Below are 23608 nucleotides of genomic sequence, written 5' to 3' on the forward strand. Positions count from 1 at the left end.
TTACTGCTCCAATATCTTTAAAAAATCCGCCGCGACTGCTTGTTCTGCAAAACGGCGACTTGATCCCTCACCCATCATTTTAGGCAAGCCATCTACCGTACATTCTACTTTAAAATGCTGGTTAGGTGCATCACCCTGAATATCTACGACCTCATAAACTGGGAGATGCTTTTTACGAGCTTGTAGATATTCTTGTAAACGTGATTTCGGGTCTTTGAGTTGATCTGTCGGTTCGATATGATCTAAATAGGGTTCATACCATTTTAAAACAATCGATTCCAACAAAGGCAAATCTCGCGTTTCGGTATAAATTGCGCCAATAATTGCTTCAACTGTATCTGCTAATATTGACTCACGATGATGACCGCCTGATTTCAATTCACCTGTACTTAAAATTAAACTTTGACTTAACTTTAAATCATTGGCAATTTTACCCAGTGCTTCTTGGCGTACCAAAGTTGCGCGCATACGCGTCAAACGCCCTTCATTTTCATGAGGGTACGCATGATATAAGTAGTTTGCGATGATCATACCCAACAATGCATCACCTAAAAACTCTAGGCGCTCATAGTTGTATTTGTGACTCACCGAGCGATGAGTCAGCGCGAGTTGTAATAACTCGTATTGTTTAAACTGGTAACCGATTCTACTCTGTAAGCGAGGATCACTTACTTTCAACTGACCTTTGATCAAAACTCTTCTCGAAAGTGAGGACTAAATCTATATTCAGCATGAAATTTTTTCGTACTTCATATTTTTTAGTCACTTGTAAACCATCTTTAGTTGATACAGTCGCAATATCCTCAAGTTTAGTATCTCGGATATTGTTCATTTCTAACCGTTTATCAACTTCTGTTGCAAATTTCATTGGTGTGATTTCAGCAGAGCTATTCTTTATCTGCTCTACAATTTGATTATTAATCACACGATCATCCCAGTATAAAGGCCATACAGCAACTATGATTTTCAACATAAAAGCTAAAGCAATTATCCCCAGTAAAATTCCAATATATGAAGCGCCTTGTTGATTTTTACGCATTTTTTTTATCCAACAGCTCAGAATGAATAATCTTTAATCGCAATTGAAAATAATCATATAATTGAGTCAAATATACTGCTGCAGACCCACTGATCATTTTCAATTGTTATAAATTTTTTATCCACTGCAAACCCTGGTGTGATAAAAAACTTTACCGCGCTATTATCCTTGAAACTGCATCAAGTTGCTAGTTTAAATCATTTGTTCTATTTCATTTTTCTTATAAATCAAGACAACTTGATAGCTTTAACAGATAAAAATAAAGGTCAATAAAAATTGACCTTTATTTGATTTTCTAAACTGTAACCGATTAGTTAATTGCTCCATTTCGACTAAACGAAGGTATTTTTAAACCAGGTTCCTTATGCATCCACACATATATTGCATGACCAGTTAAGTTCTCTTCAGGTACAAAGCCCCAAAAACGACTGTCTGCACTTTGATCACGGTTATCACCCATGGCAAAATAATGGCCTTTTGGAACAGTCACTTCCCAACTTTGACCATTTGATTTTACAAAGCGGTCATTTGCAGTTGCTACATAAGGTAGGTCTTGTTTTTTCTGTGCATAATTAAATGCTGAAACCAAAGTATTTTGACCTTCTAACAAACGAACTAAATGCTTATGTGTACCCATCGTTTCATAATAGTAGATTGACTTAGGCGTATCTAAAATATCTTTTTCACGACTAAACTCAGCAGGTACTTGCTCAACATTTTTACCATTAATTGTAAGTTGACCATTATTGAATTCAAGATGGTCACCCGGTAAACCAATAATACGTTTGATATAGCTAATTTTTGGATTTTCTGGATAACGAAAAACAGCAACATCACCACGTTGTGGCTCACCAATATCAATTATCTTGGTATTGGTGATCGGTAAACGCACACCGTACTGGAACTTATTCACCAAAATATAATCACCTGTTTCTAAAGTCGGTACCATAGAATCAGAAGGAATATTAAATGGTTCAAATAAGAATGAACGCAACACCAAAACCACTGCTAGAACAGGCCAGAAATCATATGCCCATGAAATGATGACATTTTCATTCCCCTTACCTTTTGTTGCACGTTGTTTCAGTACAAACTTATCCAGTAACCATAGCCCAAAAAATATAAGCGTTGCAGGAACGAGAATTAAATTAAAATCAAAATCCATGAGCAATAAGACCTCTAGTTTTTATCTTTCTACTTTTAACACAGCAAGGAACGCTTCTTGTGGGATTTCAACACTACCCACTTGCTTCATGCGTTTCTTACCTTCTTTTTGTTTCGATAACAGTTTCTTCTTACGAGAAACGTCACCACCATAACATTTAGCCAATACGTTTTTACGCATCGCTTTAACTGTTGAACGTGCAATGATTTGTGCACCAATTGCAGCTTGAATCGCCACATCAAACATTTGACGCGGAATCAAGTCTTTCATCTTTTCAACTAAAGCAATACCACGGTGACGTGCATCATTACGATGACAAATCATTGCCAAAGCATCAACCTTATCACCATTAATTAACACATCAACCTTAACTAGAGATGAACTCTCAAAACGCACGAAATTGTAATCCAGTGAAGCAAAGCCACGTGAGCAAGATTTCAATTTATCAAAGAAATCCATAACCACTTCTGCCATTGGAATTTCAAAGGTAATTGATACTTGGTTACCCAAGAATTTCATATCTTTTTGCACACCACGGCGCTCGATACATAAAGTCATGACATTCCCCAAGTATTCTTGAGGCACTAAAATATGACATTCAGCAATCGGCTCGCGTAAATCTTCAACCGTTGAACCATCAGGCATTTTAGATGGGCTATCGATATAAATCGTTTCGCCATTTTTCATCAATGCTTCATAGATTACGGTAGGTGCAGAGCTAATTAAGTCTAAATCATACTCACGCTCTAGACGTTCTTGTACAATTTCCATGTGTAGCATTCCCAAGAAGCCACAACGGAAACCAAAACCTAAAGCATCTGAGCTTTCAGGTTCAAAGAACAAGGCTGAATCGTTAATTTGTAACTTATGTAGCGCTTCACGGAATGGTTCAAAATCACTGGCATCAATTGGGAATAAACCCGCATATACCTGTGGTTTTACCTTTTTAAAACCCGGTAAAGTTGCAACATCAGGTGTGGTTGCCAAGGTAATCGTATCACCAACTGGCGCACCAAAAATGTCTTTGATCCCAGCAATGATAAAGCCAACTTCACCCGCTTCTAAAATACCTGTATCGGTATGTTTTGGATTAAAAATACCAACCGAAGTGATGATGTGCGATTGACCTGTTGATTTCATCAACATTTTATCGCCTTTACGCACACGACCTTGCTTGATACGAACTAGTGATACAACACCTAAATAGTTGTCAAACCAAGAGTCAATAATTAAGGCTTGTAAAGGTGCGTCACGGTCACCTTGCGGTGCTGGAATAATGTCAACCAATGTCTCTAAAACAGACTCTACACCTAGACCTGTTTTTGCCGAACATGTTGGTGCATGTGTTGCTTCAATACCGATAATTTCTTCGATTTCATGAATAACACGTTCAGGTTCTGCTTGTGGCAAATCGATTTTATTCAGGACGGGTAATACTTCTAGACCCTGCTCAATTGCGGTATAGCAGTTTGCAACAGATTGCGCCTCAACCCCTTGTGCAGCATCGACAACCAACAATGCTCCTTCACAAGCAGCAAGAGAACGCGATACTTCATAAGAGAAGTCCACGTGTCCCGGTGTATCAATAAAGTTTAATTGATACTCTTGCCCATTTGGATGGGTATAGTACAAGGTTACAGAAGCCGCTTTAATGGTAATCCCACGTTCACGCTCTAGCTCCATAGAGTCTAAGACTTGAGCTTGCATTTCACGGTCTTGCAATCCACCACACATTTGAATGAAACGGTCTGCAAGTGTTGACTTGCCGTGGTCGATATGAGCGATAATCGAAAAATTACGTATATTGTTGATATTAACGGATTTCTTAGCTACTGCCATACACTACTCTAAAAATATGTACACAATCATGTACTCAATATCAAAAGTACTTATGACGTGCAAAAAATGAAATATCTTAATTGCTGCACAGTATAAGCAGAACATGGTCAAAAATATAGTAATTACATATAAAAATAAGACGTCCTGTGTATTGTTTTATCAACTGTGCCAATCCATGCTTTGAATCTAGAGGTTCATAATAACAAGCAGTGTAAAGCCCTACTTACTCATCGTTATGTACCAAGCTGAACAATGCTCAAACACTGAATCGCAAAAGAAATATTCTTTTTTCAGAACAGTAATTATTAGAATTTCTTGCACTGTTATTTCATATTTAATCTGATAACAATATTTAAACATTTGTTTGTACTACTATGATTTGTATAGGCTAAATACCAAAAAACAAAGGAAAAATTTCTCAAATATTGTTCACCCCTATTATCACCCCCCTATTCAATCATTAAATATCAATGAGTTGTCCTTCTCAGTAATCGCATTTATATAGATTTGTTTATCAAATAATCTCATGATATTGTTCTATACAATAAATAATTTTGTCATAGGTCAATATTGTGTTAAACGAGATTATTTCAGACAGACTGAGTGAAGTTAAATTAACGATTGAGAAAGCTTGCCTCAAGGTAAATCGAGATCCTTCCGAAATCAGATTATTGCCTGTCAGTAAGACATTTTCAGCAGAACATGTTCGAGCAATTCACGCGCTAGGATATGACTGTGTAGGGGAAAATAAAGTTCTTGAAGCCAAGGGTAAATATGATGAACTAAAACAACTTAGCAATTTAAAATGGGTGCTGATTGGGCATCTACAGCGCAATAAAGTGAAATATGTAGCCCAATTTATCAGTGAATTCCATGCCTTAGATCGCGTCGAACTTGCTTACAAACTGAATAACGCCTTAGAGAAAGAAAAGCGGATTATGCCTGTCTTTGTCCAAGTCAACACATCAGGTGAAAGCAGTAAATATGGCATTCAGCCTCACGAGCTAGAACATTTCATAGAACAATGTATGCCTTTTACCTACATAAAAATTGTTGGATTGATGACTTTGGCAATACATAGCCATGTCCCTACTGAAGTCAAACAGTGTTTTCAGCTTTTAAAAACCCTAAGAGATCAAATTTCAGAAAAATACCCAGAGATACAACGGCTTTCAATGGGTATGTCTGGAGATTTTGAACTTGCGATCGCTGAAGGTGCAACAGATATCAGGATTGGACAAGCAATTTTTGGCGCACGTTCCAAACCAGACAGTTATTACTGGCCTACTGAATAGAGCATCACGATGAAAACTCACTATCAGATCAATATATATCGAGAAAAAAAGTTACTCGGTACTTTTACACCCAATCATCTTGCTTCACAAAATTCGATTCAGCAACTCATCGCAACATTGAAAGTGATTGATTCTATTGAAGTTGATTTTGTACAAGTGACTGAAGATATGCGTGTTCTTATTTATCAAAATGGTCAGATGAGAACGTTGTCTTCTCAATATTCTTATCAAAATACAACCGCTGATTCAGTTTTTCAACAGAATGAAGAGTCATCCAATTCAGTTTGATTCATAGCGCTGATCCACACTTATTTCACTGAGAGACAAACATGAACATGATAAAACACCACGTTATTAATGTGATCCAATTTTTAAGTTTTGAGGATACCGGAAGCTTTACTCCCGTACTAAAACAGATGGGCTATGACATTTGCGTTTTTCAAGCAGGTGTAGATGATCTGAGTACTATCTTACAAGAAAAAGACCCGCTTATCATTCTTGGCGGGCCAATCAGTGCATATGACTTAAGCACCTATCCTTATCTAAAAGAAATCATCGCGGGATTAAAGCAACGATTAACAGCCAATTATGCAACTTTTGGTATTTGTTTGGGTGCCCAACTGATTGCAACTGCTTTAGGTGCAAGAGTATATCCAGGCCATATCAAAGAAATAAGATGGGGCCGCTTATCCTTGAGTGCTCAGGCATTTGCATCACCTTTAAGGTTTCTTGAAGGTATACACGTTTTACATTGGCATGGTGATACATTTGATTTGCCTAGTGTTGGCACGCACTTAGCCAGTTCAATTTATTATCCAAATCAAGCATTTAGTGTAGGAAATAATATTATGGCATTACAGTTCCATGCAGAAGCCGATCCTAAACAATTTGAAAGATGGCTCATCGGTCATACTGATGAATTAAGGCAACATAAGATAGATATTCTGGATTTAAGACTTGAGAATCAATATTATGGCAATATACTGGCAGACAAAGCAAAACTTGTACTTGAAGACTGGTTAAATAACTTGATCGGGTTTGAAAGTAAATGATTGGATCTATATGGCTGAAATTAAAGGTAAAACATCTCAAGACATTCAAAATAGTATTCGAGAACTTATTCAGAATGGGATTTTGAAGGAGGGAGAATTATTACCCAATATTCGTGCTTTAGCCACTGAGTTAGAAGTCAATCGTAATACTGTTGCTGCCGCCTATAAAGATTTAGCCTTAATGGGGATTGTTATATCCAAAGGGCGTGCAGGCACTCAAGTCCGTAAAAATCCACAAATTAATAGTTTTGAAAACCATCAAAAAACCAATCAAACATTTTTTGACCTCGCGCATGGAAATCCATGCCAAGGTTTTTTACCTCAGTTACATGACATCAACTTTAATTTTAGTGCACCCTATTTATATGGTGACAGTACCAAGCTTCCAGATTTGGAAACCTTTGCTCGAAATGAAGTTTTTGCTGACATCAGCCATAAAATTGCTGAAATTGAATTTACTCATGGTGCGGTTGATGCAATTGAAAGAATTCTCAATGCACATTTAATCCAATCTGACAGTATTGCAATCGAGCAACCAGGTTTCATTACCAGTATTCATACTTTACAGGTGAATCGCTTTAATATGGTGTTTTTCCCAGTCACAGCACAAGGCTATGATATTCATAGTATAAGAAAAGCACTAGAGCAAAAAGCCAAAGCAATCGTCATTACACCAAGAGCGCAGAATCCGACCAGTTATAGTCTTGATGCTAAAACGGCACAAGAATTACATCAGTTATTTTCTGAATACCCTGATGTACTCATTATTATTGATGATCACTTTTCATTACTTGCCACAACCCCTTATTATCACATTGTGCCTGAATCTACCCGACATTGGGCGGTAATAAGATCTGTATCAAAATTTTTAGGTCCAGACTTTAGATTTGCATTTATCAATTGTGATCCTCAGACCGCGACCAGACTAAGGATGAAACTAAATCCAAACTGTACCTGGGTGAGTCATATCTTACAAAAGATGATATTTTCGCTCATGACATCGGACAAAGTTCATCAATTAATCAATAAAGCAAAAATACAATATCAAACAAAAAATCAAGAAATCGTTAAAAAATTATTGGATCAAAAGCTTCTAGATATAAGTTATTGTGATGGTTTAAATCTATGGATCGAACATGCACAAGCACAGGAAATAGCCTATCAACTCGCGCTAATGGGATGGAAAGTCAGACTTGGAAAAGAGTTTTCATTAGGCCTGGATATTAAAGCTATACGTATCACCACTTCTGAATTAGATGAACAAAAAGCGATGGACCTACTCAATGATTTATCATTTATCTTAACTAAAATAATGACACTCTAAAATTTATGCTTTTCATCCATTATTTTTGCTAACGATCTTAAACTGAGGAAAAGTAGAAAACTAATTTCCTACTTTCCTTCATAAAAAACATTGAATTTAAAAATCAGAAACCTGCCAATTTTAAACGATTGGCATGCTGACTATATAGCGGAACGGGGTCTGCACCAGCACCAGAGCCAACAAGTCCCAAGAACTGATTAATTTCATCTAGGTGGTTCTGTGGATAGTTATCACGAATGACATTACCCAAATGAGATGAACATCTTGGCACTAAACCATCACTATCACTACCAGTTCTTAACTTTATCCATGCCGCACCAGCAACCATCCCATAACCTGAAGGATCCAGTAAGTTTGTAAGTGTGCCTGTACCCGACCATGAATAATAATTCACACCATTCACTGTAGCAGCTCCTGACCCACATTCAGTCACGGGAATACCTTGAGGGAATGTGGCATTAAACTCACCCGCTCCTGCCTTGGTCAAACCCGCAAGTGCACTTAAAACATCTTGATCATATGTTCCACTATTACTAGAAGTACCACCCAGAAAACTTTCTATACCTGTAAACACATTTATTATAGCGCCGATAGTTTTATCAAGACCATATTCACTGGCTGGTTTACGTATGACTGTTTCCACCAAATCTGCAATATCGCTACCTTTATTTGAACCTGCAATACCTGTTACTGATGCGATCAAATCAGGACGAACACCCGCAACATAGCGTACAGTTTGCACACCTTGGCTATGACCAATCAAGTTAACTTTTTCTGCACCTGTTAAGGCCTGAATCGTGAGAACTTGTTTAAGTAATTGTTCACCACGTACTGCATCTGAGTTTGCAGCAGATGTATTGGTGACAAATACATTTGCACCCTGACGGCTTAAATCCTGGGGAATACCATACCAGTAATTGACAGGTCCAATCTGTGCAATACCAAATAAACCATGTGCAAACACCAATGGATACTTGGTTTTGGCATAATCTGTTTTTTTAGAAAATAGCCCCCAATCTGTTGCAGATGTTTGACTACAACCAGCTTGATTGTCTTTTATACCGCAATTCTGATAACTTGAAGTTACAATTGCTGAGCTATTAACTGATGTGAATATAAGGGCCCCAAATACCAAGGCCGGGATTACTTTCTTCATTGTTCAAGACTCCATATATTTGAACATTATTTTTGTATTACATTGATTTCTTGATACTTCAAAATATTTCCCTGAAAATCTCCTTGTCTAACTCTCAATGCTATATTTCTGTTGTTGATCGTTTCCTCATTGCCTATTCAGCCACTTTTTTATTCGAATTCGCCTGCATCTGTTCAAAAGTCTGTGCACGGATTCGTTCTTCTGGGCTACTAAAAGATCTATTGCGTAATTCATTTATTGCAGCCTGTTGTTGAGCCGCATCTTGCTGACTCGCCGTAATTTGTGCCCTTGCTGCAAGATAACTATCCACTTTTTTTTGCCACTGGCTTTCCTGTAAATCAACCTGAGTCAGGCGATCTGCTGCTGCTGCACCGACTAATTTTTTACGCATCTCGTACAGCTCACTCGCTGAACCTCCACGTTGATTAATTTCAGTGGTCAATTCCTGTAATTGGTTGTACTGTAAAATCGGCTGCATACTTGCTTTCAGGTCTTCTGGCTGTTCATTCAACAATGCTGCACTTTTTTCTGCCTTCTCATCTGTGCTTAAGCGTTTATCATTATTGATGGCATACTGAGCAATTGCATATTGGTCATAGCTTTCTTCTTGTGCAAAAAACACATCTGCTTCCTGTGGCGTAAAAATCTGCCTGCGCAGTTTAACCATAGCTGACGCAACTGTTTTAAAGTCCTTTGCACTATTGGACTGTGCTGCAGGTAACTTTTCACGCTGATGTAGATAATCAATATACTTACCAAGTAGTTGGTAAGAATAAGGTTGAGCGGTCGTTGGTAGAAGACCAGCAAGGTATTGACGAATATCAGCAACAATACTGCTTTCCGTTTTTTCACCAATACTTGAAAGAAAATAATCGAAGCAGTCACGAATTCCACGCGATAAAACCAACTGCCCTTTAGTATCAACCTGTAAAGGACAGTTTACCTCTGTCCCCCGCAGTGATGGTGCCAACTCAGGCATAACACCATGAAACTTTAAGACTTGCTGATTTGTATCAGAAACTGACGCAACAGTACTCAACGATTGCTGATTTTGTAACGCGGAGTTTGAACTTGATGGGGCTGTTACAGTATTGGTTTCTGGCTTTAAATACCATACTATTCCAACAAGAAATAATACAACCAACAGCAACAACAGATGTTTTTTGTAGTGGCTTATAACGTCCATGTTATATCTCTTTTTCAATATTTTATTATGCTTTTCACAACCTCAGATTTTCCGATATTTCGCAAAATCATTAACCAGCTAAAAAGGTAGCTGCTCCCTACAAAAAACATCTACCGATATAATCATAAGTTTTAAACCCATTCGCTACTCCATAAAATTATTATGTTCATATTCAAGTGATCTAGCTTTTCAAGAAGTTTCGTGGCATAACTATTAAGAGCGAATTAATAATTGATACTTTTGGTCAGTCAAAGCTTCTTGCAATGATTATTAGACATAAATCACAAGCTAACAATCACCAAGAATGCAAAGTTTTTGCAGAAACAGTATTTTTCTCGGAATTCCAAAAATATGCTTAGTTCGTTTTCAGATACTTTTTTTGATATCTATCGGTTATCAGGTATAGCAGGCAAAATCCATAGTATTTCAACTCTTTTGTCTGGAGAAATACTAGAATTTTCTCCAAATCATGGCTATATACATATTATTCAGAAAGAAAAATGCCTTTTAACAATGGATCATCTTGAACATCATCTGGAATTAAAACATTGCGACATAGTTGTGGTTTTACCTGGTAACTTTCACAGTATAAGCTTGAATACAGATGCATTTCAGGATGCTAAAATCATCACCTGTACAATCGATTTTTCAGGTATTTATGGCTCAGCTATTGCCGAGGGGTTACCTGCTTTTATTCATGTCCCTTTTACCTGTAAAGCCACAAATATTATTGCAGAATGGGTTCCAATCACTGTTCATGCAATTCAACAGGAACTTAAAGCACCTTCGATAGGCAGTCAGATTATGCTGACCAGAATTATTGATCTATTATTTATCTGGTCAATTCGGTGCTGGCTTAGCACTGTTGAACCGAATCATAAAAGCTGGATTTCAGCATTACAGGAACCGATGATCAGTAAAGCCATGTCTTTAATGCATAATCACCCGCATTTTGACTGGACCGTTGAAGAACTCGCAAAATCTACCAATTATTCTAAATCAAGCTTTTACAAGAAATTTACAGAATCTGTCGGGACCACCCCAATACAATATTTAAAATCGCTGAGAATGCGATTAGCCAGTGAATTGCTATTAACTACGCAAAAAAGTATTTTTCATATTGCAGAGCTTGTTGGCTATTCCTCTCAGGCTGCATTCAGCCGAGTATTCTCCCAAACGTTTAACTACTCACCTTCTGAGTTTAGAGAATCCTTTAAAAATAATCCTGCGCAGGAATAAACCACAGCTGCGTATATTAAAAAGGTATTGTGTAAAACATTTTTAACTCAAAGTATTTTCATGCTTAGCTTTTGTATTCATTTAAATCAGCTTCGGAATCTGGCATGCCAAATTTGAGTTCATCACCAATTTTGGCGATTGCGTGAATAGCGGGTAGGAATTTTGCACCAATAACTGTTAATTTGTATTCTACAGAGGGCGGCGATGTCGGGATTGGCAGACGTTGTATAATTCCTTTATTTTCCAAATGACGTAGACGTTCTGTCAATACTTTTGCGGTAATTGATGGCAAGTCAGCTCTTAACTCGCCAAATCGACGTGGTCCAGCACTTAAACACCAGATGATTTCTGCAGTCCAAGCGCCCCGTAGCAGTGCCATACTCTTACTCAAGGGACAGACATTATTTGGCGAAGGCGCACGGTTTTTCCGCAGCTTTAGACCCAAGGTTTCCTCCATTCATTCTTAAGATTTTCTCTGAGATTTCTTATTTATTCATATATTGAATATTAATTCCAAGGATGATATTCCACTGACATACTATGCTGAAAATATGCGCAAGCTGCAACCTGATGATTATCGTGAATCTGACTTATACCTGTTTTCGATGATTCATTCAGGTCTGTTCAACAGGTTGCAAGCGTTGCTTGTTGTTCTTAGAAGCGCATCTTTCACTCGGCAGGATTGATTATTTTTTTAAATATTAAAGCTACATTCAATTGTGGTGTATTAATTTTAAAATACTTCTCAAGATATTCGCGAAATTCATCTTCGCTTGTGAGCTCTTTTTTTATTGAATGATTTTTACCATGGATCTTTACAGTCGTTCCACTTAAGTTTATTCGTTCATCTGGAGTAACTGCAGCAAGCATCAAATGTTGAGTAAATATAGAATCTGGTGATGTTGCAATATACCAATTGGCAATCACAGCATCCGACTCCGAGATTTTCTGTTCTGGATCAAGTGCATAAATATTGACCCACTCATCACGTATATAAGCTTGAAGCATAATCTTCACACCTGTCAGGGCACTTTCAGCAACACCACTGTCTTTTACATCAATAAAACGGAAAGCTTCATGCGGTGTATTCTGAATTTCCCCGAGCTTATCCAGTGAAAGAACGGCTGTCGGAGTCGTTCCACCAAAACTGGGATCAAATAAATATAATTTATCCACCAGTTTTACCACAGTCACCAGATGAGTACGAATCGGAGCTTCTATAGGTTGAGATTGATAATATACGCGCCCCAAAAGATTAAAAGCCTCATATCCCAGTTCACTTAATACTGTTCTAGTCAGCGTACTCTGTTCCAAACAATAGCCTTCTCGTCCTTGATCAAGTAATTTATCTGCGATCTGTGATAATTCCATAGACACGTTATCACCAAGAAAAGAAGAAATATTTCCAAACGGGATGCTGGTTACATGTAGAAATAACAACTTTTTTAGACTCTCAAGCGTAGGTAAATACTCACCTTCCACGCCCAGTTTGGTTAAATATTTCTGTGAAATTGATAATTCTGAAGACATCGCTTTGCTACCTTATAAATCATAAAACTAGAATTTATTTGATTTTACAAAATCAGTGAATTTAATCGGATCTCGCCCCAGAACCTGAGTAACACCTTTGCCGATACTTTCATTTCGTCCATCTAATATTTCAAAAAATGCCTGCGCCATATGTTCTGCAATAAAATTATCCAATCCTGCATTTTGCAGATATTGTTTATATGCTTTTTGATTAAGATATTGATACTGTATATTTCGCTTAAGCTTTACTCCGATAGCATTCACCGCTTCTGCAAAAGTCAATAACTCTGATCCTGTGACTTCATAAATTTTGCCGTTATGTAAATCATCAGTCAGACATTCAACCACAACATCTGACAAATCCTCCAAGTCAACGAATGGTTCTTTTACAGTATCTGCCATAAACGTCACTTCGCCAGATCTTATGCCATGTAGAAAATGACCTTCACTGAAATTTTGGTTAAACCATGCTGAACGAATGACCGTCCAATCAAGTTCAGCCTGCATTAAAATTTTTTCACACTTTTCAACAGGTGCTTGACCTCTGCCTGATAATAATACAGCTTTGGAAACAGACTGATTCATCATTTCTGTGATCAATCCTTCAAGCTGTTGTTCTGCTCCTGACATTGAAGTATCTGGATGAACAATGTAAACGATTTCAATATTCTTCAGTGCTGGGCCAAATGTACTGCTGTCATTCCAATCAAAATACCGTTCATTTTCTACATGCGCATTGATGGTACGAGTAGTGACAATTGGATTAAATTTATGCGACTTTAATTTCTCTACGACGCGTCGTCCATTTTTGCCTTTTCCACCGATGATCAGAATATTCTTGGTCAAACTTTTCATAGATTACCACTTCATTAATTAAAAAATTACTAGATTCTAGATGCTGTTTAACGAAACAGTACATATTTAACTACATGAAAAATTTCATCAAATTAATAATAAAATTCATAAGCTAAGGAGCCTTTTGATGTAGTTATCATTGCACTTACTGTCTACATTGAGCAATCTCAGTATGCGCAAAGCATGATCCAATATGAATAGAATTACAGAAGACTTATACAAATCTATGGTATCCATTTGGAAACGGGTTTAATCACAAAATCGCTAAAAATTGCGCACAATATCCACGGCAAAAAACCATTAGCTCTGGTCTAATTTAATGTTTTTTTGAAATTCGCGATTGCTCATCTGAGTGTTTTTTTTAAGTGTATTTTCTCAGTGACACATGAAGATAGTCAGTCAATCAACGCATAAGAATTGATCATAAAAATCGTATAATTTTTACAATTATTTATGCAAAAAAAATTGATTATTTAAATCATTATGGTATCGTCCCATTATTTAATTTATTTTGTCACAGGACAAAATAAATTAAATAACATCCAAATGATTCATTTACTTGTCGAACGTAAAGGCTCGACAAAAAATATATAAACCTTGGTAAAATCATATATTTACAATATTAAATATAAATGATGGCATGGTTTAAATTAAGTTAAAAATCACTGAGTTATTTTCACTCCACATACATAAACGACAGAAACAAAAACTTACAGGGTTAAAAAATTTAGATGAAACGTATATTTAAAGAAAAAACGTTAAGCATACTGTTACGTAGTATTTTGCTGGGGTATCCGATTATTTCATCGTCCTCCTTTGCAGTACCACTGCGTGCTGAAACTGATGAGTTCAATGCCAATTGGGGACTAAGTCGTATTGGTGCGCAGTATGCTTATGAAAAAGGCTATACGGGTAAGGGAATTGCCATTGGGGTTGCAGATTCAGACTTTCCCTCAGGAATAAGCGAACTTACTGACAAACTCACATTTGTAACCCCCAATAAAGATGGTAAAGAACATAATTCAGACTTAAGTATCGGCAGTAAAGTAGCTGACGGATTCAATGCCGAAGATTATACCCATGGCGCTCATGTTTCTGGGATCATTGGTGCTAAAAAGAATGATCAAGGCATGCACGGCGTAGCCTATGGTGCAGATATTTTTGCACAACATATGAATAATAATATTTACCCTTTTCTCGACACTACGGCAGTTCGTCTAATTAATAATAGCTGGGGTACAGAGGGAGATAAAGACTATGGCATCAATCCTGGAGATCCTCAATGGAAAGACTTGATTGGTATCGATGGTATAAGCACATCAACAGTAAAAGACTTTGAAAAAAAGTCTGATAAAACCAAACCCTATGATTTTTTAAATCGAGTCATATATACGACCACCCCCACGAAAAGGGGGGAATCTAAAATTTCAATTACAGTGAAAGATGTAGTTGAAGCTGAAGACGGTATAATTGAACGTAATGGTCAAAAATTCAATTTTGGGGCAAATGACAAATCAAACAATGGGCTTGTCAACCAAATCAGGGCCCTTCGAGAAGCTGGAAAACAAGGCGTAGTCAACGTTTTTGCTGCTGGAAATTACAATCATTATAACGAACCTGGTGCCTTTCAAGGGATGCCTATCGTTTATAATGACTTACTGCCCAATTATCTTACTGTCAGTAATCTAACATTGGTTCGCAGTAAAGAAATCACTGTTCCAGAAGATAGTGAAACGCTCAGTGCGGGTGATGATTTACAATTTTTTGAAGTTACTTTTCAAAATAAAAAATATTTACGTCAAGCAAATCTTGCAATTGGCAAAGAAGACTATTTGTGGGAACAAGTCGGTCAAGGTCTTCGACAAACTCAAATTTTGGTGAATGACGATAGCACCAAAGAAACACTGTATACAGGGTCTTCACAATGTGGTTATACCGCATTGTGGTGTGTGGCAGCGCCCGGAACAGGAATTTATAGTTCAACATTTAAAGTTGAAGATGGAAAGCTTGCTGATAATTATGAGTATATGACTGGAACCTCAATGGCTGCACCACATGCCACAGGTGCTCTCGCTGTTCTTATGGAACGCTTTCCCTATATGAGCTCCAGCCAGACTGTTTCTGTTTTAAAAACCACAGCTGCTGATATGGATGAAAATGGTAGAGTAACTGACGGTCGTGCCAAAGTAATTGATAAATACTTTGGTTGGGGAAAAATTGATCTGGAAAACGCCATTAAAGGACCAGCAATGTTTGCTTCAGCGGATGATGTAAAAAACATGCTTGCTGAGGATGTAAAACAAAATTTGGGTGATGATCTGGATAATCTGGCCAATACTTTTGGAAATGGTGATTTCACCGTCAATATGGGCCAAGGGATAAAATATGATATTGGCACAACCAGAGAACGTAGTTGTGATGCAGCTGAATGTTCATTCGATACTTGGTCAAACAATATCGCTGGTAGCGGTGGTCTGATTAAAAAAGGCAGTGGAACATTACAGTTATCGGGAAACAATACCTATGCAGGCAATACTTTCATTAATGAAGGTGGTATTGATATCACAGGATCTTTATCTTCAGGCATTATTGTCAATAAATTAGGGACACTGTCTGGTCAAGGTCAGTCTGCAACAATCGAAATCAATAGTGGCAGATTTGCACCATCACTTTACAATCAAACAGGATTTAGTACATTTACTATTAATGGAGATATTAAATTTAGCCCTGACGCCACATATTCAGCCAAAATTAGAGACAAAAATGAGCAAGTGGACAAATTGGTTGTTCGGGGTAATGCTTATTTAAATGGAGCTAACTTCCAGACCTATGAACAAAGCCCAGATAAATTACTTGGGAAAAATGATACCCTCCGCTATCAAGGTAATGAATATACCTTAATGGATGCTACAAAAATTAATGGAATATTTAATAATAACTATCTTACATCGATTGCTACTGAAAATATTCAACCAGAATTAACAAAAACTGAAGAAGATAAGAAACTTAAATTACAATTCAGGGACTTAACTGCCGATAAAGCTGCCGCGGAAAAAGCTGCTGCCGATAAAGCCGCTGCTGAGAAAGCTGCCGCGGAAAAAGCCGCTGCTGAGAAAGCTGCCGCAGAGAAAGCCGCTGCCGATAAAGCTGCCGCAGAGAAAGCTGCTGCCGATAAAGCTGCCGCGGAAAAAGCTGCTGCCGATAAAGCTGCCGCGGAAAAAGCCGCTGCCGATAAAGCTGCCGCGGATAAAGCTGCTGCTGAAAAAGCTGCCGCTGAAAAAGCTGCCGCTGAGAAAGCTGCTGCCGATAAAGCTGCCACGGATCAAGCTGCTGCTGAAAAAGCCGCTGCCGATAAAGCTGCCGCGGATCAAGCTGCTGCTGAAAAAGCTGCCGCGGAAAAAGCCGCTGCTGACAAGGCTGCCGCTGAGAAAGCCGCTGCCGATAAAGCTGCCGTAGAGAAAGCCGCTGCTGAAAAAGCCGCTGCCGATAAAGCTGCCGCGGATCAAGCTGCTGCTGAAAAAGCTGCCGCTGAGAAAGCTGCTGCCGATAAAGCCGCTGCTGAAAAAGCTGCCGCGGAAAAAGCTGCTGCCGATAAAGCTGCCGCGGATCAAGCTGCTGCTGAAAAAGCTGCCGCTGAGAAAGCTGCTGCCGATAAAGCTGCCGCGGATAAAGCCACTGCCGATAAAGCCGCTGCTGAAAAAGCTGCCGCTGAGAAAGCTGCTGCCGATAAAGCTGCCGCGGATAAAGCTGCTGCTGAAAAAGCTGCTGCCGATAAAGCTGCCGCGGAAAAAGCCGCTGCTGAAAAAGCCGCTGCTGAAAAAGCTGCCGCTGAGAAAGCTGCTGCCGATAAAGCTGCCACGGAAAAAGCCGCTGCCGATAAAGCTGCCGTAGAGAAAGCTGCCGCAGAGAAAGCCGCTGCCGATAAAGCTGCCGCAGAGAAAGCCGCCGTAGAGAAAGCTGCTGCTGAAAAAGCTGTCGCGGATCAAGCTGCTACAGAGAAAGCTGCTAACGATAAAGCTGCCGCTGAGAAAGCCGCTGCCGATAAAGCTGCCGCGGAAAAAGCCACTGCCGATAAAGCTGCCTCAGAGAAAGCTGCTGCTGAAAAAGCTGCCGCTGAGAAAGCCGCTGCCGATAAAGCTGCCGCGGAAAAAGCCGCTGCTGAGAAAGCTGCCGCAGAGAAAGCTGCCGCAGAGAAAGCCGCTGCTGAAAAAGCTGCTGCCGATAAAGCCGCTGCTGAGAAAACCGCTGCCGATAAAGCTGCCGCGGAAAAAGTCGCTGCCGATAAAGCCGCTGCCGATAAAGCCGCTGCTGAAGCAAAGTTATTGGAGCAAGCTAGAGCTGAAAAAGCGACCCAAATTGCATCAATTCATGGCGATATTCTGACAGAAGAATTTCAGGATATGGATCGCAATCGTCGTTTAACCAATCAACGTCTACGCTATATTCAACGTAATCAGGAGAACAGTAATAATGCTTGGATAGATTTTTCAGACTCAAAAAGCAAGTCTCGTCTGGGGGAATGGAATAATCTCAGCAATGCCAAGATGCATGATTATAATGTTCAGAGGCAGGGTCTAGCTTTAGGCGCAGATACTACACTTGGAGATTGGGCAATCGGAATAACTGCAGCCATTAATACCAAAGATTTAAATAACAAAAATAATGCCAATGCTAAAATCGATAATTATCAGTTCGGTATCTATACAGGGACTCAAATTGATCAAATCAATTTTCGTTTCAGTGGTACATTGGGACGTAATGAGGTTAAATCACGATTTAATGATCAGAATGATGGTCAATTTAATGCAAAATACAATGGTCGTACTTATCAGTTGAACGCTGAGATGGGCTATGCATTGCAACGCAATAACCTATATATGGAACCATTTATCGGTGTTGCATACGACTACTTAGAAAATGATTCCATTCAACAAAGTAATGGATACTATTCACTAAATAGTGAAAAAACGAATATTGACCGTGTATCTTCAACTGTCGGTCTGGATATATCTCAAAAATGGAACGTATGGGATACAACATCTCTAAGTTTAAATGCAAGCTTAGCATGGCAAAACCGTCTAAAAAATAATGATAAAGCGGGCAAATTAACATTTATATCAAATAACTCACTGATTGCTGGAGATGCTGGTTATTTAGATGTTCCCAATAATCAGAACACAGGCATCATCAATTTTGGTTTCAATGTCGATATCGCCAACACCCACGGGTTTTCGGTCAATTATGAAGGACAGTTCGCGAAAAAATATAGTGAAAATGGCATAAGACTCCAATATGGCTATAAATTTTAATCCATAGGTTGCAATATTATTATGAAAAATAGTTTGTTTAAAAACATCATGTTGATATGCATATTCGGTCATGGACTACATAGCATGGCATTAAATGCAGCGCCTTACTCAAATCAAACGGGTCAATCACCACTAATTGTTGCACATCGCGGTGGAACGGCGGATGCGCCTGAGAACACAGCCTATGCAATTGATCTCGCTCTAAGGAATCACGCAGATGTGATCTGGATCAGCGTACAGTTAAGCAATGATGGTGTTCCTGTACTCTATCGTCCTAATAATCTGAATGCTTTAAGTAATGGCCAAGGTTTGGTCTCTGCATATACTGTAAAACAATTACAGGGCTTGGATGCAGGATGGAATGTCGCCCGCAATACAGGACAACAAACAATTTACCCATGGAGAGGTAAAGGAATCCGTATCCCAACACTTCAACAGGTGCTTACTCAATTTCCTCGAACCACTTTTTATATTGATATTAAATCGCCTGATGCAGATCCGGTGCAAATTGCTACGGCTATTAAACGTGTACTCGTTTCGACTAACTCACTTAATCGAGTTAGGCTCTACTCCACTGAACGCCGTTATACAGATGCTGTCAAACAGGTCGGTCAAATTCCGTATTTTGTTGCAAGAGATGATACTCGGGATATTTTAGCCCGTGTCGCGCTGAACCATAATTGTCAGGCTGCTCAAGAACCAATTGGATGGCACGGTTTGGAGTTAAGACGGCAGGTTGAGGTTGTAGAAACCTATACCTTAGGTGAAGGCCGTTCAAAAGCAGAGTTTGTTTGGGATAAGGAAATTATGAACTGCTTTAAGACACAAGCAGCAAATCGTATTGTCCTGTTCGGTATCAATTCTGAAGCAGACTATCGAATAGCAAAACAGTTAGGTGCTGAAGCCGTAATGGTTGATTCCCCTGCTCAATTTTCCAATCGATGAAGTGTTTAAGTTAAGTCATAAATCATTACACTAAGCATTAGACAGGATGGCTGGTCAACCATTCTCGGGGAGACATACCTACTCTGACTGAAAATGCGCGAGATAATGCTGATGGATTAGCATAACCCAGTTCTTCAGCCAATATTTTAATTGAATGCCCTTCACGCAATCTACTTTGTGCCAAAGCAATACGCCAGTCTGTTAAATATTCAGCTGGTGTCTGTCCCATCACATCACGGAAGGTATTGGCAAAAGCTGTTCTAGACATACATGCCAGTTCAGCCATGCGCTCTAGTGTCCACGATTCACCCGGATATTCATGTATTCCCACCAGCGTGCGCGCCAAACGTGGATCTGAAAGGCCAATAATAAGTCCAGTGCTTACCCCTGCTTCATGAGGATGATCTAATAGCCAACGTAATAGTTGAAGCACCACTACTTCAAATAAGCGATTCGCTAATAATCGTTGCCCACAATGGGCATGGTCGGTTTCAGCAAATAATAGTGCAAGCGCCTGATCCAATCCTTGTACACGCGCTAGAGGAAGTGCAATTACGGCAGGTAATGCCCTTACCAGTGGATTCTGTTGTCCACCATCCAGTATCAACCGCGCGCAGGTAAAATCAGCACCTTCTCTGGGCGGGTTATGAAAATGATGTGTAATTGGCCCAGGATAAAAAAGTAGCGTTGGTTCATCAAAACGCATGCGTCTTGGCAAATGCGTCATAGCTGGATGACTGACTTCCAGTTGTCCCTGACGTAAGACATGTAAATAGCCATACCCTTCACAAGCATCAAAATGGCTGACGCCACATAATACACCAGTATGGTACAACTCTGCCTGCATGCGGAATCGATCAAGCAGACCTGACAGGCGATCAATGGGGTGAATAGTTTTCATTTGAACGAATTGATATATTTTATGAACATATTGTATCTAATCATACAAAAAATTTACACATAATAATCAAAGTTTGATGCACTTCTACTATCACTACGATCCTTTTAAGGAGATCAATATGTCACGTATCAACCTTGACACTCAACTCGCACCCCAAGCAAGTCAGCCTTTATTAACTCAAATTCAACAAGCTTTTGGTACGACTCCAAATATGTTTAAGGCAGTGGCAAATTCGCCAGCAGCGTTACAAAGCATGTGGTCCGCTTTCGCTGCTTTAGGTAAAGGTACGCTTGGTGCAAAATTAGGTGAACAGATTGCTGTTGCAATCGCCAATTTAAACCGCTGTGAATATTGCTTAGCAGCACATACTGTACTCGGTCAAAATGCTGGCGCAAGCGCTGCTGAAATGGCTGAAGCACAAATAGGAAAAGCAGCTGATGATAAAACAGCAGCAGCACTGACTTTTGCTTTAAAGGTGGTCAATCAACGAGCTCAGATGACTGACGCTGATATCACAACTCTTCGCAATGTAGGTTTTAATGACCAACAAATCGTTGAGATTATGGCGCATGTGGCTTTGAATATATTCACTAACTACATCAATATTGCACTAGATACGCCAGTAGACTTTCCACGAGTCGAATTGATATAAAATTTACCGACCTCTCTTGTAAAACAGAGAGGTCGCTTTCATTAAATATAAGATTTTCTTTATGTGTTATTGCACTTCATCTAAAAATCCAAGTAATTTAAATAATTGAACTTAAATCAAAAGGATCTATTTCAGGATCAATGGGCTGATAGGCTTGGATAAAAGTCGGTGACATCCGTTTCGGACGCCCTGAAGCAATTTCTATACATGCCCATTTGGTATTGCCAGTAAAGAGCAAGCTTTGGTCTTTGGCATTAAAAAAAGCATACTGACGGAAAGAATAAAGTGCGTTGATCTCGTATAACCAAGTTCTCAAAATAACATCATCATCTAACATTGCTGCTTTGCGATACTGAACATGATGTTCTACAGCAACCATTGCATGTTTCATTTCTAAATACTGATCGAGTCCAACACCCAATGTTTCGATATGTGCAGATGCAACATCCTGCATCCATTGTACATAGACCACATTGTTTACATGACCTAAGACATCTATATGCTCTGGTTTTACTTTGATTCTTAAATCAAATACTGAACTCATATCTTCTTTCCTTTTCCACTCTTTCAACCATCCGTATAAGTTTGACATAAAAAAGCCACTCTTTGAGTGGCTGATTCTGATCAGTTGTATTTATTGAATACGTAATCCAATCATAGCATGTTGCCCTTCACGAACAATCGCTACACGCGCTACCGTATTTTTCTGTAGCTCTGAAATAGCATCTACAAAATCATTTGGTGTATTTACTTTCTTGTTATTTACTTGGGTGATCACATCACCAGGTAAAATTCGTGACTGTGCAGCTAAGCCACCTCTGGTCACATCTTGAATAAACACACCACCTTTAACATTTAAACGATTCTTTTCTTGTTCAGTTAAAGCACGAATCGCAACACCAATGATAGGGCCTTTATTTGGTTTAGCCGAAGTGTTGGTATTGTCAACTTTTGCAGGGGTATCATCTGGTGCAACAGTTAAAGTTGCTGTAATTACTTTTGGTTTATCGTCACGTAAAACTTCGAGCTTAACAGATTGATTAGGTTGAGTACGATTCAAATAATTCAATAATTCAGAGGTGCGTGATATTGGCGAACCATTATATTTTAAGATTACATCGCCTGATCTAAAGCCCGCTTTTTCTGCAGGTGAATTCGGTGCAACTTGAGTAATCAACGAACCTTCTGGTTTATCTAATTTATAAGCTTCTGCTAAGTTTCGATCGATATCTTGCAGCATTACACCAAGATAAGAACGGGTTACTTTACCATTCTTTTTCAACTGATCAGCAACATCCATTGCTACATCAATTGGAATAGAGAATGACAAGCCCATATACCCCCCCGTACCACTAAAGATACGAGAGTTTACGCCAACAACTTGACCTTGTTGGTTAAATAGCGGACCACCTGAGTTACCCGGATTTAATGCCACATCAGTTTGGATAAATGGAACAGAGGTTTCACCCATCATATTACGTGACTTGGCACTGACAATCCCTGCTGATGCAGAATAATCAAAACCAAATGGCGAACCGATTGCTAGAACAGGCTGCCCGACTTTAAGTTGATCTACATTACCCACAGATAATGATGGGAAATTATTCCCCTCAACTTTCAATAAAGCCACATCTGTACGTTCATCACTGCCCACCACTTTTGCATCAATTTCACGGCGATCATTCAGCATAATCGTCACTTTAGATGCATCTTCAACCACATGGTGATTTGTCAGTAAATAACCATCTTTACTAATAAAAAATGCACTACCATACGCAGTCTTTTCTTGTGGCGCGCGTTGTTGTGGAATAATGATTTGATTACCAAAGAAACGCTTTAGAATTTCAGGTACTTGTTGCTGTAACAACTCTTCCTGAGATAACTTTTTAACAACATTAACACTTACAACAGCTGGACTGACTTGTTCAACCAAGTTAGAAAAATCCACAGGTGTTGAAGCTTGAACTTGTGATGTTGCCGCAGCGACAGTAAATACTGCTGCATACATTCCTTTTTGTATTAGACCATTACTCATTTCTCACGAACCCGCATCTGATGATTATTTGCTTAAAAATGTTTGTAACATATTATTTAATATCGTTACGTAAAAATATGTTTACA

Annotated in this window: 20 protein-coding genes; 8 read left to right on the plus strand and 12 right to left on the minus strand. The window is 38.9% G+C overall.

The features are described 5' to 3' along the window. The 4 genes from rnc to lepA all read right to left on the minus strand — a co-directional run bounded on the left by rnc (position 1) and on the right by lepA (position 4043). Positions 1-693, minus strand: a complete 693-nt coding sequence (rnc, locus tag AC07WY_RS06920; protein ID WP_004717088.1) for a ribonuclease III — start codon at positions 691-693, stop codon at positions 1-3. After that, positions 665-1039, minus strand: a complete 375-nt coding sequence (locus tag AC07WY_RS06925; protein ID WP_004717090.1) for a DUF4845 domain-containing protein — start codon at positions 1037-1039, stop codon at positions 665-667. The genes rnc and AC07WY_RS06925 overlap by 29 nt, the downstream gene beginning before the upstream one ends. 310 nt (positions 1040-1349) lie before the next feature. Further along, entirely contained in the window at positions 1350-2204 is an 855-nt protein-coding gene (gene lepB / locus AC07WY_RS06930; RefSeq protein ID WP_419335426.1) for a signal peptidase I, read from the minus strand. A 21-nt stretch (positions 2205-2225) separates the two neighbouring features. Further along, the gene (lepA, locus tag AC07WY_RS06935; protein ID WP_004717093.1) at positions 2226-4043 is read right to left on the minus strand and encodes a translation elongation factor 4; all 1818 of its coding nucleotides are present in this window, start codon (positions 4041-4043) and stop codon (positions 2226-2228) included. Positions 4044-4615: 572 nt separating this feature from the next. On the opposite strand from lepA, the gene AC07WY_RS06940 reads away from it, so the two are divergent. From AC07WY_RS06940 to AC07WY_RS06955, 4 genes are read left to right on the plus strand one after another with little or no spacing between them, the layout of a single operon-like run. Beyond that, the gene (locus AC07WY_RS06940) at positions 4616-5338 is read left to right on the plus strand and encodes a YggS family pyridoxal phosphate-dependent enzyme (RefSeq protein ID WP_494736038.1); all 723 of its coding nucleotides are present in this window, start codon (positions 4616-4618) and stop codon (positions 5336-5338) included. Between the two features lie 9 nt (positions 5339-5347). Beyond that, positions 5348-5626 carry a hypothetical protein gene (locus tag AC07WY_RS06945; protein WP_419335423.1) on the plus strand — a complete coding sequence of 93 codons (279 nt, stop codon included), beginning with the start codon at positions 5348-5350 and terminating at the stop codon, positions 5624-5626. 41 nt (positions 5627-5667) lie between these two features. After that, the gene (locus AC07WY_RS06950; RefSeq protein ID WP_419335422.1) at positions 5668-6390 is read left to right on the plus strand and encodes a glutamine amidotransferase; all 723 of its coding nucleotides are present in this window, start codon (positions 5668-5670) and stop codon (positions 6388-6390) included. 10 nt (positions 6391-6400) lie between these two features. After that, the gene (locus tag AC07WY_RS06955; RefSeq protein ID WP_494736039.1) at positions 6401-7714 is read left to right on the plus strand and encodes a GntR family transcriptional regulator; all 1314 of its coding nucleotides are present in this window, start codon (positions 6401-6403) and stop codon (positions 7712-7714) included. A 103-nt stretch (positions 7715-7817) separates the two neighbouring features. On the opposite strand, the gene AC07WY_RS06960 is transcribed toward AC07WY_RS06955, so the two are convergent. After that, positions 7818-8870, minus strand: coding sequence for an esterase/lipase family protein (locus AC07WY_RS06960; RefSeq protein ID WP_494736040.1), 1053 nt, complete (start codon positions 8868-8870; stop codon positions 7818-7820). Between the two features lie 133 nt (positions 8871-9003). Further along, positions 9004-10056, minus strand: a complete 1053-nt coding sequence (locus AC07WY_RS06965) for a lipase secretion chaperone (RefSeq protein WP_494736041.1) — start codon at positions 10054-10056, stop codon at positions 9004-9006. A gap of 351 nt (positions 10057-10407) precedes the next feature. Here AC07WY_RS06965 and AC07WY_RS06970 point away from each other — a divergent pair, with 351 nt between their 5' ends. After that, positions 10408-11295, plus strand: coding sequence for an AraC family transcriptional regulator (locus AC07WY_RS06970; RefSeq protein WP_151802995.1), 888 nt, complete (start codon positions 10408-10410; stop codon positions 11293-11295). 64 nt (positions 11296-11359) lie between these two features. Here AC07WY_RS06970 and AC07WY_RS06975 read toward each other — a convergent pair whose 3' ends face one another. The 3 genes from AC07WY_RS06975 to AC07WY_RS06985 all read right to left on the minus strand — a co-directional run bounded on the left by AC07WY_RS06975 (position 11360) and on the right by AC07WY_RS06985 (position 13680). After that, positions 11360-11740: a winged helix-turn-helix transcriptional regulator gene (locus AC07WY_RS06975; protein ID WP_419335418.1), complete on the minus strand. Its 381-nt coding sequence runs from the start codon at positions 11738-11740 to the stop codon at positions 11360-11362. Between the two features lie 224 nt (positions 11741-11964). Continuing rightward, a complete protein-coding gene (locus AC07WY_RS06980) occupies positions 11965-12825 on the minus strand; it encodes an arylamine N-acetyltransferase family protein (RefSeq protein WP_419335417.1) in 861 nt (286 codons plus the stop codon). A 27-nt stretch (positions 12826-12852) separates the two neighbouring features. After that, complete coding sequence (locus AC07WY_RS06985; RefSeq protein ID WP_494736042.1) at positions 12853-13680, minus strand: NAD(P)H-binding protein; 828 nt, start codon at positions 13678-13680, stop codon at positions 12853-12855. A gap of 731 nt (positions 13681-14411) precedes the next feature. On the opposite strand from AC07WY_RS06985, the gene AC07WY_RS06990 reads away from it, so the two are divergent. Beyond that, complete coding sequence (locus AC07WY_RS06990) at positions 14412-18989, plus strand: S8 family serine peptidase (protein ID WP_494736043.1); 4578 nt, start codon at positions 14412-14414, stop codon at positions 18987-18989. An 84-nt stretch (positions 18990-19073) separates the two neighbouring features. Continuing rightward, the gene (locus AC07WY_RS06995; RefSeq protein ID WP_419335414.1) at positions 19074-19934 is read left to right on the plus strand and encodes a glycerophosphodiester phosphodiesterase family protein; all 861 of its coding nucleotides are present in this window, start codon (positions 19074-19076) and stop codon (positions 19932-19934) included. A 37-nt stretch (positions 19935-19971) separates the two neighbouring features. On the opposite strand, the gene AC07WY_RS07000 is transcribed toward AC07WY_RS06995, so the two are convergent. Next, the gene (locus AC07WY_RS07000; protein WP_494736044.1) at positions 19972-20835 is read right to left on the minus strand and encodes an AraC family transcriptional regulator; all 864 of its coding nucleotides are present in this window, start codon (positions 20833-20835) and stop codon (positions 19972-19974) included. A 118-nt stretch (positions 20836-20953) separates the two neighbouring features. Here AC07WY_RS07000 and AC07WY_RS07005 point away from each other — a divergent pair, with 118 nt between their 5' ends. After that, on the plus strand, positions 20954-21487 hold the full coding sequence (locus AC07WY_RS07005; protein ID WP_234623276.1) for a carboxymuconolactone decarboxylase family protein: 534 nt from the start codon (positions 20954-20956) through the stop codon (positions 21485-21487). A 97-nt stretch (positions 21488-21584) separates the two neighbouring features. Here the strand turns inward: AC07WY_RS07005 and AC07WY_RS07010 are convergent, their stop codons facing one another. Together AC07WY_RS07010 and AC07WY_RS07015 are read right to left on the minus strand one after the other, a co-directional pair. Further along, a complete protein-coding gene (locus AC07WY_RS07010) occupies positions 21585-22031 on the minus strand; it encodes an acyl-CoA thioesterase (protein WP_419335459.1) in 447 nt (148 codons plus the stop codon). A 90-nt stretch (positions 22032-22121) separates the two neighbouring features. Then, positions 22122-23522: a Do family serine endopeptidase gene (locus AC07WY_RS07015; protein ID WP_004823133.1), complete on the minus strand. Its 1401-nt coding sequence runs from the start codon at positions 23520-23522 to the stop codon at positions 22122-22124. Positions 23523-23608 lie beyond the last annotated feature (86 nt).

Source organism: Acinetobacter sp. GW821-FHT01C12 (assembly GCF_059422625.1).

Bases quoted from the DNA above. Each gene is read 5' to 3' on its own strand.
- AC07WY_RS06925 (WP_004717090.1), bottom strand. From the start codon at position 1,039: ATGCGTAAAAATCAACAAGGCGCTTCATATATTGGAATTTTACTGGGG.
- lepB (WP_419335426.1), bottom strand. From the start codon at position 2,204: ATGGATTTTGATTTTAATTTAATTCTCGTTCCTGCAACGCTTATATTT.
- lepA (WP_004717093.1), bottom strand. From the start codon at position 4,043: ATGGCAGTAGCTAAGAAATCCGTTAATATCAACAATATACGTAATTTT.
- AC07WY_RS06945 (WP_419335423.1), top strand. From the start codon at position 5,348: ATGAAAACTCACTATCAGATCAATATATATCGAGAAAAAAAGTTACTC.
- AC07WY_RS06950 (WP_419335422.1), top strand. From the start codon at position 5,668: ATGAACATGATAAAACACCACGTTATTAATGTGATCCAATTTTTAAGT.
- AC07WY_RS06955 (WP_494736039.1), top strand. From the start codon at position 6,401: ATGGCTGAAATTAAAGGTAAAACATCTCAAGACATTCAAAATAGTATT.
- AC07WY_RS06960 (WP_494736040.1), bottom strand. From the start codon at position 8,870: ATGAAGAAAGTAATCCCGGCCTTGGTATTTGGGGCCCTTATATTCACA.
- AC07WY_RS06965 (WP_494736041.1), bottom strand. From the start codon at position 10,056: ATGGACGTTATAAGCCACTACAAAAAACATCTGTTGTTGCTGTTGGTT.
- AC07WY_RS06970 (WP_151802995.1), top strand. From the start codon at position 10,408: ATGCTTAGTTCGTTTTCAGATACTTTTTTTGATATCTATCGGTTATCA.
- AC07WY_RS06980 (WP_419335417.1), bottom strand. From the start codon at position 12,825: ATGTCTTCAGAATTATCAATTTCACAGAAATATTTAACCAAACTGGGC.
- AC07WY_RS06985 (WP_494736042.1), bottom strand. From the start codon at position 13,680: ATGAAAAGTTTGACCAAGAATATTCTGATCATCGGTGGAAAAGGCAAA.
- AC07WY_RS06990 (WP_494736043.1), top strand. From the start codon at position 14,412: ATGAAACGTATATTTAAAGAAAAAACGTTAAGCATACTGTTACGTAGT.
- AC07WY_RS06995 (WP_419335414.1), top strand. From the start codon at position 19,074: ATGGCATTAAATGCAGCGCCTTACTCAAATCAAACGGGTCAATCACCA.
- AC07WY_RS07000 (WP_494736044.1), bottom strand. From the start codon at position 20,835: ATGAAAACTATTCACCCCATTGATCGCCTGTCAGGTCTGCTTGATCGA.
- AC07WY_RS07005 (WP_234623276.1), top strand. From the start codon at position 20,954: ATGTCACGTATCAACCTTGACACTCAACTCGCACCCCAAGCAAGTCAG.
- AC07WY_RS07010 (WP_419335459.1), bottom strand. From the start codon at position 22,031: ATGAGTTCAGTATTTGATTTAAGAATCAAAGTAAAACCAGAGCATATA.
- AC07WY_RS07015 (WP_004823133.1), bottom strand. From the start codon at position 23,522: ATGAGTAATGGTCTAATACAAAAAGGAATGTATGCAGCAGTATTTACT.